Source organism: Novosphingobium sediminicola (assembly GCF_014196525.1).
Taxonomy (GTDB): Bacteria; Pseudomonadota; Alphaproteobacteria; order Sphingomonadales; family Sphingomonadaceae; genus Novosphingobium; species Novosphingobium sediminicola.
Window position 1 is genome coordinate 16,329 of the sequence record NZ_JACIDX010000005.1, and the last position, 9,846, is coordinate 26,174.

Sequence of the window (9,846 nt, forward strand, 5' to 3'; positions counted from 1 at the left end):
TTTGTCATTTCACCAGATTACCGACCAGCCCGCGCAGGACGCCTTTGTGCGTTTCCGCGAAGGCGTGGGTCAGCGCTTCGTGGTTACCATTGATACCGAAGAAGAATTCGACTGGACCAAGCCGCTGACCCGCACGCGGCACCGGGTCGATACGGTTTCGCGCCTGCGCAAGTTTCAGCAGTTTTGCGAAGGTTTCGGCATCGTGCCGATCTATCTGATCGACTATCCGGTGGCGACATCGGCGCTGGCGGCTGAATTGCTGCGCGACGCGGTGATCGCCGGACGGGCCGAAGTCGGGGTTCAGCTTCACCCCTGGGTTAACCCTCCTTACGAGGAGGAGGTTAACCAGTATAACAGCTTCTCGGGCAACCTGCCCTTCGCGCTGGAACGAGCCAAATTCCTGAAGCTGCACACCACGATTGCGGAAAATTTCGGCGCCGCGCCGATGATCTATCGCGCCGGGCGCTATGGCATCGGGCCCAACACCGCCGATGTGCTGCATGAGGCCGGGGTGGCGATCGACACATCGGTGCGCTCGCGCTTTGATTACAGCGGTTGGGGCGGGCCCAATTTCCGCGATCTGACGCTGCGGCCCTATTGGGTGGGCGAGCCGGGGCGCCTGATGGAAATGCCGCTGACCACGGTGTTTTCGGGGCTTTTGCGGCGCTATGGGCAATGGCTCTATCCCAAATTGTCGCGTTTTGATCGGCTGCGCGGGGCGATGGCGCGGGTCGGCTTGCTCGAGCGCATACCTCTGACGCCCGAAGGCGTGACGGTGGGCGAGGCGTTGCGCGCGGTCAACATCGCGGTGGACGAAGATCTGCCGGTGATCGTCCTGTCCTTTCACAGTCCCTCGCTCTGTCCCGGCCACACGCCCTATGTGCGCACCGAGGCCGATCTGGACGAAATGTACGAATGGTGGCGCCAAGTGTTTGAATTGCTGATCGCGCGCGGGGTCAAACCCACCAGCGTGCGCGAGGTGATGGAAACAACCCTGTTCGATTGAGAGGTTCGATTAAGGTGTTCGATGGAAGCCCTTGCCTGTTGCGCATGTCGCGGCTAACGCGGGGCCGCGCATCTTGCGCAAAACATGGTTGGGGCCTGTAGCTCAGCGGTTAGAGCTGGCCGCTCATAACGGCTAGGTCGCGGGTTCAAATCCTGCCGGGCCCACCATGATGACTGGCGCAAGCTATATGAATTGCAGTTTTCCACTTGCGCACCACGCCCCGTAACCCTAGGGGCTTGGCCGTGTCGGGGAGTAGCGCAGCCTGGTAGCGCATCTGCTTTGGGAGCAGAGGGTCGCAAGTTCGAATCTTGTCTCCCCGACCAATTCTCTTAATTTTCCAGCATCTCCGTGAGCGCGCGGCGCGCGCGATAAAGGCGCGTTTCCACCGCCTTGCCGGTAATGCCCAGCAAAGCGGCCACTTCGGCCTCGGCCATGCCTTCCACCCCGCGCAGCACCAGAACCTCGCGCTGCGAGGCGGGCAGGCGCGCGATGGCGGCCATAGCGCGGGCCAGTTCCTGCCGGTCGACCAAAGCAACATCGGCCCCCACCGCCGGATCGGGCAGGTTCGGCTCGTGATCTTCGGGCATGGCGAAAGAGAAGAGCGCGCGCAATTTTCGGCGGCGCGCCCGGTCGCGGCATTTGTTCAGCGCGATCCGCGCAATCCAATGCGCAAAGGGCCGCGTTTGGTCATAGCGGCCAAGCGCGGCAAACGCGCTGATGAAACTCTGCTGGGTGATGTCCAAAGCGGCATCCTCATCGCCGCAGGAGGCGCGCGCGATGCGGAACACCGCGTCGCGGTGGCGATGCAGCAAGGCGCTATAGGCCGCCTGCCGCCCGCCCAGCGCCAGCGCGGCCAGATCGCCATCGCTCAAGGCTTCCGGGCTCCAGGCGTCGGGTGCAGGCATCAGCGGGGCTGATCCGCCTCCGCCGTCAGCATCCGGGCAACCCCGGCATCGAAGCGCGCCGCCTGATCGGGGCGCAGCACTGCGCGCATGGCAAAGACATGCTCCAGCGTGGCTTTTTGCAGCGCGCCCATCGCATGATGCGCATGATCGACGGCGGCGGCCACGCGCGGGCCATAGGAATGTTCATCGCGCAAGGCCGCCGCAAGATCGGCATTGGCCGCGCGCTGCTGGGCCACCAGTTGCGCCTTTTGCACGGCAAAGCGGGCGTTCATGTCCGCGATCCGCGCCTGCTGCGATGCATCGAGCGTCAATTCATCATGCAGCAATTGGTGCAGCGCGGTTTCATCCTGCGCGCCATGCGGCATCATCCGCGCCACCATCGCCCCGCCCAGCGCCCCGGCAAAACCCAGCGCCAGCGCCAGCAGCAGCGATCCCTTGCGGTTCACAGCGCCCGCTCCAGCAAGGTGGAGGGCGCCAGCGCCAAACCCTGCCCCAGCGGATCGACCGGCGCGCGGCGCACAGCGCCTCCGCCCACCAGCGCGCCCGAAACCAACGCCAGCGCCGCAATCCCGGCCAGCATCGGCGTCGACAGCGCCGGTTGGCGCGCAAGTTCGGCGCCCTGCAACACCGCCGCCTCGATCGTCTCCAGCCGGGGATCGGGGCCCGCCGCGCCCAACTGCGCCAGCAGATCGTCGATTTGCACCATTATCCTTGCCTCGTCTTTCGCAACTGACCTTGCTCTCTATACGCGGCGCATTGCCCCACCCCTCACCATATCTGCGAGGGGCAGCGCCGCGCGATGCGTATCCGCCCATGACTCTCTCAAACATGCCTATCCTCAAGCGGAGAATTTGCCCATGCGTTTCCTGATCCTGCCCCTGATCGCTATTGCCACGCCCGCCATGGCCACCCCCGCCCTGACCTCGGCCACGCCCGCCGAAGGCAGCGACACCGCCAATATCACCCGCATCACGCTGAATTTCAGCGAAGCGGTCGACCCGGCGGCATCGGGCGTTGATGTGATGATGACCGGCATGCCGGGCATGGACCATCATGATCCGATGAAGATGGCGGGCGTCAAGGTCGCCGTCTCACCCGACGGCCGGTCGCTGGTCGCCACGCTGGCCCGCCCGCTGTCCGAGGGGACCTATGCCGTGCGCTGGCATGTGGCCGACAAGAGCGCACAAAAGGCCAGCGGCGCGCTGACCTTCAACACGCACTAATACCGAGAAGACCCACCCCAACGCGACACTCTGCCGCCGGACCTATCAATTTCGGCAAAGTAATGTGCGTTTCTGTCATAAGCTCGTCATAACGCGGGGCCGTCTGGCGGCCTTGCTGAACGGGGGGCCGCATGATGATGAAACTGCCGCTGATCGCGTTGGGGTGCGCGGCGATGGGGGCGACGATGCTCGCCTCGCGCGCCGGCGCCCATGACAGCTCCTACGCCTCGCGCGACAAGCATCTCGCATTGTTCCATGGTGGGGGCGCGGAAATATGACTTTGCCGAGCATCTGGCCAAGCTGAATTTTATTCGGCCCAGCGCGCCGGAATAAGGGACAGGCCCCGTATCACGGCTTGACCGCAGAAGAATGACCTCGATAAGAGGATATAACATGACACAAAAACCTTCCTCATCCACGCGTCTGATCGCCATCGACGCCCTGCGCGGGCTGGTGATGGCCTTCATGCTGGTCGACCATGTGCGCGAGACCTTTTTCCTGCATTTGCAGGTCAGCGATCCGGTCGATGCCAATACTGTCGATCCGGGCCTGTTCTTTACGCGCCTCCTCTCCACCTTCTGCGCGCCCACCTTTGTCGCGCTGACCGGGCTTTCGGCATGGCTCTATGGCCAATCGCACAGCAAGGGCGAGGTCAGCACCTTCCTCATCAAGCGCGGCCTGTTCCTGATCGCGCTCGAACTCTCGGTCGTATGCTATGCATGGCCCACGCAGGCGAACCATTTCCCCCCGCCCACCGTCTGGTTTCAGGTGATGTGGGCGATCGGCGGCTCGATGCTGGCGCTGGCGGCGCTGATCCATCTGCCGCGCGCGGTGCTGGTGGCGCTGGGCTTGGGGACTGTCACGCTGCACAATCTGCTCGACCCGATCCGGCTGGTTGAAGGCGATGCGTGGTATGTGCCTTGGGCCTTGCTGCACCAGCGCGCCGCGATCCATGCGGCCGACTGGATGACGGTCAAGATAACCTATCCCATCCTGCCGTGGATCGGGGTGATCGCGCTGGGCTATGGCATGGGGCCGTGGTTTGCGCGCGGGAGCGATCCGGCGCCGCGCATCCGGCGTCTGGCGCTGCTGGGGCTTGGGCTGGTGCTGGGCTTTGTTCTGCTGCGCTTTGCCAATGTCTATGGCGACAAGCCGTGGTTCGTGGCGCAAACCCCGCTGCGCACCGTCATGAGCTTCCTTGCGCTGACCAAATATCCGCCCAGCCTGCTGTTCCTGATGCCCACGCTTGGCGCGGGATGCCTGCTTCTGGCGTGGTTTGAACGGCTGGGCGATCATCGCGCGATGCCGATGCTGGCATGCCTTGGGGGGGCGCCGCTCTTCTATTACGTGCTGCATCTCTATACGCTCAAGCTGATCTATAATGTCGCCATGGCGCTGTATGGTCCGGTCAAGGGGCAGTTCTTCGGCGTCGATCACCTGTCCACCGTGTGGATCTGGGTGGCGATCCTGCTGCCGGTGCTCTACCTGCCCACGCGCTGGTTTGCCGGGCTGAAACAGCGCCGCCGCGATCTGGCCTGGCTTAAGTATCTGTGACCCGGCAGGCCAAGGGGGCCGCGCAGCAATCGTGCCGCGCCCCCCTTCTTTTCGACATGATCGTCCGTCAAGTCGGCCCGCTTCGACTAAAGATTCCTTATAAAGGGCATAGCCTCACAATTGTCACAAAAGAGATTGGCCGCCGTAAAACAGGGGTGCAAACCTACGGCAGGATCGGTCCGACACCCAAGCAGGTTGAGAACAAGCATTCATCAGGGGGATTTCAGAATGATCGACCGATCCGCTATCAAACCCGTGCTGCTGGCAACAGCCGCGCTGCTCTCGACACCCGTTTTTGCCGCTGACGATCCCAGTTCGATTGTCGTCACCGGCCAGCGTCAAGCCTATCGCGGCGATGTTCCAGTCAAGGAATTGCCGCAGACGATCCAGTTGATCGACGCCAAGATGATGGACGTGGTCAACATGACCAAGATGGAAGCCATCACCGACATCGCCAGCGGCGTTGTCCGCCAGAACAATTTCGGCGGCCTGTGGGACAGTTTCGCCATCCGCGGCTTTGCGGGCGACGAGAATTTCCCCTCGGGCGTGCTGGTCAACGGGTTTAACGGCGGGCGCGGCTATGGCGGCGCGCGCGATGCGTCCAACGTGGAAACCATCGAAGTGCTCAAAGGCCCCAATGGCGCGGTCTTTGGCCGGGGCGAACCGGGCGGCACGATCAACATCATCACCAAGAAGGCCAAGATCGGCAATACGTTCGGCAAGATCGGCGCGCAGGCCGGTTCCTTCGACACCTATCGCGGCGAAGGCGACATCAACCTTGGCATCAGCGACAAGCTGGCCATCCGCGTCAATGGCGCGATGGAGGACGCAGGCTCTTTCCGCAACACGGTGAAATCGCACAAGGAAGTCATCAACCCCTCGATCCTGTGGCAGCCTTCGGACAAGACCTCGCTGTCCTATGAGATGGAATATGTTGCGCTGGCCACGCCGTTTGATCGCGGCATTGTGGCGATCAACGGGCAATTGGGCGCTGTCTCGCGCAACACCTTCCTTGGCGAACCCGGCGACGGGCCGACCCGCGTCAAGGTCTTTGGCCACCAATCGCAATTGCAGCAGAAGCTGGGCGGCGACTGGGTGGCGATCCTTGGCTTTGGCCTGCGCGAAACCAGCATGATCGGCTTCTCGGAAGATGCCGAACTGGCCACCGGCCGCCAGCCCTTCTTCAGCACCGGCACGATGCTGGCCCGCCAGCGCCGCTTTCGCGATTTCCGCACCCGCAACATCACCGGCCGCGCCGAAATTTCGGGCCGGATCACCACGGGTCCGATCCTGCACCATGTCATGCTGGGCGCGGATATGGATGAATTCGACATCAACACCTGGCAGACCCGCTATCGCCCCGTTGCCTATACCGCAGGCAACCCGGTGACCACGGCCAGCAATGCCATCAACGTCTTTGCGCCCGTCTACGGCCAGATGCCCACGCCCACGGCAACCGTGCTCAACTCGCTGGAAAAGCAAAAGAGCTGGGGCATCTATTTTCAGGACCAGATGGACATCGGCGAAAAGGTCAAGATCCGCTTCGGCGGCCGCTTTGACCATTTCAACCAGTTGATCGGCGCCCGCGTGGGCAGCTTCAACCCCACCGTCAACACGGTCAAGGAACGCTTCAGCCCGACCGTCGGCCTGCTGTATGACATGACCCCGCGCATGGGACTCTATGCCGCATGGGGCAACGGTTTCCGCCCCAACAGCGGTCAGGATTTCTATGGCCAGCCTTTCGCCCCGGAAACCAGCAAGTCCTATGAAGTGGGCGCGCGCTATACCAGCAAGGTGATCTCGGCCTCGCTGGCGGTGTTCACCATGACCAAGGCCAATGTGCTGACGCAAGACCCCGACCCCTCGCATCAGGGCTTCTCCATCGCGGGCGGCAGCGCGCGCAGCACCGGCGTAGAGGCCGGGGTGGACGCCCACCTGCCGGGCCAGATCGAGGTCCACGGCACCTATGCCTATACCGACGCGCATTGGACCAGCACGTCGAAGGACTTCAACTTCGGCCTTGCCATCAATCCGGGGTCCAAGCTCATCAACATCCCGGCCCACACGGCCAACCTGTTGGTGACCAAGGGCTTTGATCTGGGCGAAAAGGGCAAGGTGACGGTGGGCGCGGGCGTCAATTACGTCTCCTCGCGCCTGGGCGAAACGGCGACCAGCTTCATCCTGCCCGCCTATACGCTGACCCGCGCGCTGATGACCTATGAGCCGACCAAGCGCATTCGCCTGGGCGTGGATGTCACAAACCTGTTTGATGTGACGTGGTACGCCTCGTCCTACTCGACGCTGTGGGTGGCGCCGGGCGCGCCGCGCACGATCACGGGGCGCATAAGCTACGCGTTCTGATTTCCATCCTGACTGGCCACCGCCTGCATTCCCAAGCAGGCGGTGGCTTTTTTGTGCCTCCTTGCCGGAAAGCCGCCGATGAACCGCAAAAGCCTGCTGATCTGGCATCGCCGCATCGCGCTGGCGCTGGCGCCGCTATTTCTGTTGCAGGCGATGACGGGGCTGCTCCTGCTGATCCCCCCGCCCTCGCTGGCGGTCACGTCCGGCCCCACCCTGCCCCCATCAGCACTGGTGGCCGGCGCGATGCGGGCCGCGCCCGGATTTCAGGCCTTCCGCCTCGATTATCCGCCCGATGCCCCGGTGGTGGCGCGGATGAGCAATCCCCAAGGCCAACGCCTTTTCGTGACCATCAACCCGGCCACCGCGCGCGTGCTTGATCAAGGCACAATGTGGCATGACCCATGGCGCATCGCGCAGGAATGGCACAACAGCCTGTTTTCCGGGCCGATTGGTTCAACACTGGTGGCGGTTGAAGCCACCGCCCTGCTGGCTCTGGCGATCAGCGGCATCATCTTCTGGTGGCCCGGCAAGGGGCGGCTGCGTCAGGGCCTGTCGATCCCCGCCCGCGCGCCCAAGCGTTTGAGATTGCGCCTTTGGCATCGCTCGACCGGGGTGATCGCCTCGGCGCTGCTGGGGATGATGGCGGTGACGGGGCTGCTGCTGGTCTGGCCGCTGATTGCGCCGCCCGGCGCAGGGCCGTTGCGCGCCGATCCCGCGCCGATGCTGGATGCCGCCTATGCCCGCGCCGCCCTACCGGGCCAGCCCCTGCGCGACATTCGCCTTGCGCCCTCCGGCCATGCGACATTCCATTTTGCCGCCCATAGCCGCAATCATTGGGATCTCGACACCGTCACGATCGCCCCCGATGGTCGCCCGCGCGTCATCCGCGCCGCTGATGCGCCCGCGCTGTGGATGCGGCTGTTGCCCTTGCATACGGGCGATGCGCTGGGCATTTTCGGACAGATCATCATCGCGCTGGTCGGCGGCGCGCTCCTCTTTCTCACCATCAGCGGCGTGATCGCATGGAACCGCGCCCGCAAAGGAAAAAGCAAATGACGATTGTACACTGCGGCGACCCCAAGCGCGGCGCGGCATGGGCCGAAATCTTCGCCCGCGATCTGCCGGAGGTGCCCTTCCGCTGCTGGCCCGACATCGGCGATGCGCAGGACGTGCGCTATCTGATCGCATGGACGCTGTCCGAGGAAGTCATCAGCGCCCTACCCAATCTGGAGGTGCTGTTTTCCATCGGCGCCGGGGTGGATCAACTCGACCTTTCGATCCTGCCGCCCCATGTCCGCGTGATCCGCATGATTGAGCCGGGCATTACCACCACCATGGCCGAATATGTGACCATGGCGGTGCTGGCGCTGCATCGCGATCTGCCCGCGCTGGTGGCGGGACAGCGCGCCGGGACGTTTCCCTATATGCCGGTCAAGATGGCGCGCGAGCGCCGCGTGGGGATCATGGGATTGGGCGAACTGGGCCAGGCCGCAATCCGCATGCTCGCCCCCATCGGCTTTCGCCTCTCGGGCTGGAGCCGCAGCGGGCGCGAAATCCAAGGCGTGGAGACATTCGCGGGCGAAGAGGGCATGGACGCCTTTCTGGGCGGGCTGGATATCCTCGTCTGCCTGCTGCCGCTGACGCCGGAAACGTGCGGCATTCTGTGCCGCGAAACCTTTGCCAAAATGCCGCGCGGCGCCGCGCTCATCAATGTCGCGCGCGGCGGGCATCTGGTGCAGGAGGATCTGCTGTCTGCGCTTGATGAAGGAGCCATAAGTGCTGCCTTCCTTGATGTCTCGACCCCCGAGCCCCTGCCCGAAACCCACGCTTTGCGCAGCCATCCCGCGGTTTTCCTTACCCCTCATATCGCGGGCGTCACCCGCATCGACACAGCGGTTTACGCGCTGATCGACGCGCTCAAAGGCGTGATGGCGGGCCAGAGCGTGGCAGGCGACATCGACCGCAGCAGGGGTTATTAAGGGCGCAGCATAGTGTGCCGAAAGGCCCGCTTAAAAAACCGTATGCGCCCCCTTGGGCCGATGCCAATCGGCTTCTTCTTCCGGCGCGGCGGTGGCCTATTATGAGGGTGTTCGGTGCCGGTCGCGCACCCTTTTCAGGATGGACCCATGACCATTTTCACTCCCAAGTTCATCAGCTTCGACTGCTATGGCACGCTGATCAAGTTTCACATGAGCGACATGGCCCGCGACTTTTACGAGGGCGTGATCGGGGCGGAAAACATGCCCGCCTTCAACCGCGACTTCTCGGCCTATCGCCTCGACGAAGTGCTGGGCGCGTGGAAGCCCTATCGCGAAATCATCGGCAATGCCTTGTCGCGCACCGCCAAGAAGTGGGGCGTTGCCTATGACGAAGCCTATGGCGAGGCCATCTATAACGCCGTGCCCACCTGGGGCCCGCACCCGGACGTGCCGGGCGGCCTGTCGAAAATCGGCACCAAGATCCCGCTGGTGATCCTGTCCAACGCGATGAACAGCCAGATCCACGACAATGTGGCCCTGCTGGGCGCGCCTTTCTACGCCGTCTATACCGCCGAGAGCGCGCAGGCCTACAAGCCGCGCATGCAGGCGTTTGAATATATGTTCGACCAGCTCGGCTGGGGGCCTGAGGTGGGGATGCATGTCTCCTCTTCCTTCCGCTATGACCAGAACACCGCGACCGACCTTGGCTTTGGCACGCGCGTTTTCGTCGGGCGCGGGCATGAGCCTTCGAACGCGAATTACCGCGATGTCGAAATCCCGCACATCGGCTGCCTGCCCGCGCTGGTCGGCCTCTGATC

Annotated in this window: 11 protein-coding genes and 2 tRNA genes; 10 read left to right on the forward strand and 3 right to left on the reverse strand. The window is 63.6% G+C overall.

The annotated features are described in order from the left end of the window. The first annotated feature begins 1 nt into the window (after position 1). From GGR38_RS07380 to GGR38_RS07390, 3 genes are all read left to right on the forward strand, one after another. A complete protein-coding gene (locus GGR38_RS07380) occupies positions 2-1,006 on the forward strand; it encodes a polysaccharide deacetylase family protein (protein WP_221227037.1) in 1,005 nt (334 codons plus the stop codon). 91 nt (positions 1,007-1,097) lie between these two features. Then, positions 1,098-1,173, forward strand: a tRNA-Ile gene (locus GGR38_RS07385). 79 nt (positions 1,174-1,252) lie between these two features. After that, positions 1,253-1,329: transfer RNA gene (locus GGR38_RS07390), tRNA-Pro, on the forward strand. Positions 1,330-1,335: 6 nt separating this feature from the next. On the opposite strand, the gene GGR38_RS07395 is transcribed toward GGR38_RS07390, so the two are convergent. The 3 genes from GGR38_RS07395 to GGR38_RS24120 are packed head-to-tail and all read right to left on the reverse strand — an operon-like array spanning position 1,336 to position 2,617. Beyond that, entirely contained in the window at positions 1,336-1,911 is a 576-nt protein-coding gene (locus tag GGR38_RS07395) for an RNA polymerase sigma factor (RefSeq protein ID WP_183624138.1), read from the reverse strand. Beyond that, entirely contained in the window at positions 1,911-2,357 is a 447-nt protein-coding gene (locus GGR38_RS24115) for a periplasmic heavy metal sensor (RefSeq protein WP_343059029.1), read from the reverse strand. Before GGR38_RS24115 ends, GGR38_RS07395 begins: the two co-directional genes overlap by 1 nt. Next, positions 2,354-2,617, reverse strand: a complete 264-nt coding sequence (locus GGR38_RS24120; RefSeq protein WP_246404319.1) for a hypothetical protein — start codon at positions 2,615-2,617, stop codon at positions 2,354-2,356. The genes GGR38_RS24115 and GGR38_RS24120 overlap by 4 nt, the downstream gene beginning before the upstream one ends. 151 nt (positions 2,618-2,768) lie before the next feature. Between GGR38_RS24120 and GGR38_RS07405 the strand changes: the two genes are divergently transcribed. From GGR38_RS07405 to GGR38_RS07435, 7 genes are all read left to right on the forward strand, one after another. Then, positions 2,769-3,134, forward strand: a complete 366-nt coding sequence (locus GGR38_RS07405; protein ID WP_183624140.1) for a copper resistance protein CopC — start codon at positions 2,769-2,771, stop codon at positions 3,132-3,134. Positions 3,135-3,265: 131 nt separating this feature from the next. Beyond that, complete coding sequence (locus GGR38_RS07410; RefSeq protein ID WP_183624142.1) at positions 3,266-3,412, forward strand: hypothetical protein; 147 nt, start codon at positions 3,266-3,268, stop codon at positions 3,410-3,412. Positions 3,413-3,527: 115 nt separating this feature from the next. Next, positions 3,528-4,688, forward strand: a complete 1,161-nt coding sequence (locus tag GGR38_RS07415) for an acetyltransferase domain-containing protein (RefSeq protein WP_246404320.1) — start codon at positions 3,528-3,530, stop codon at positions 4,686-4,688. 228 nt (positions 4,689-4,916) lie between these two features. Then, a complete protein-coding gene (locus GGR38_RS07420) occupies positions 4,917-7,049 on the forward strand; it encodes a TonB-dependent siderophore receptor (protein ID WP_183624146.1) in 2,133 nt (710 codons plus the stop codon). 78 nt (positions 7,050-7,127) lie between these two features. After that, positions 7,128-8,105, forward strand: a complete 978-nt coding sequence (locus GGR38_RS07425; RefSeq protein ID WP_183624148.1) for a PepSY-associated TM helix domain-containing protein — start codon at positions 7,128-7,130, stop codon at positions 8,103-8,105. Further along, positions 8,102-9,028 carry a 2-hydroxyacid dehydrogenase gene (locus GGR38_RS07430; RefSeq protein ID WP_183624150.1) on the forward strand — a complete coding sequence of 309 codons (927 nt, stop codon included), beginning with the start codon at positions 8,102-8,104 and terminating at the stop codon, positions 9,026-9,028. The genes GGR38_RS07425 and GGR38_RS07430 overlap by 4 nt, the downstream gene beginning before the upstream one ends. Before the next feature lie 147 nt (positions 9,029-9,175). After that, positions 9,176-9,844, forward strand: coding sequence for a haloacid dehalogenase type II (locus GGR38_RS07435; RefSeq protein WP_183624152.1), 669 nt, complete (start codon positions 9,176-9,178; stop codon positions 9,842-9,844). Positions 9,845-9,846: the final 2 nt, after the last annotated feature.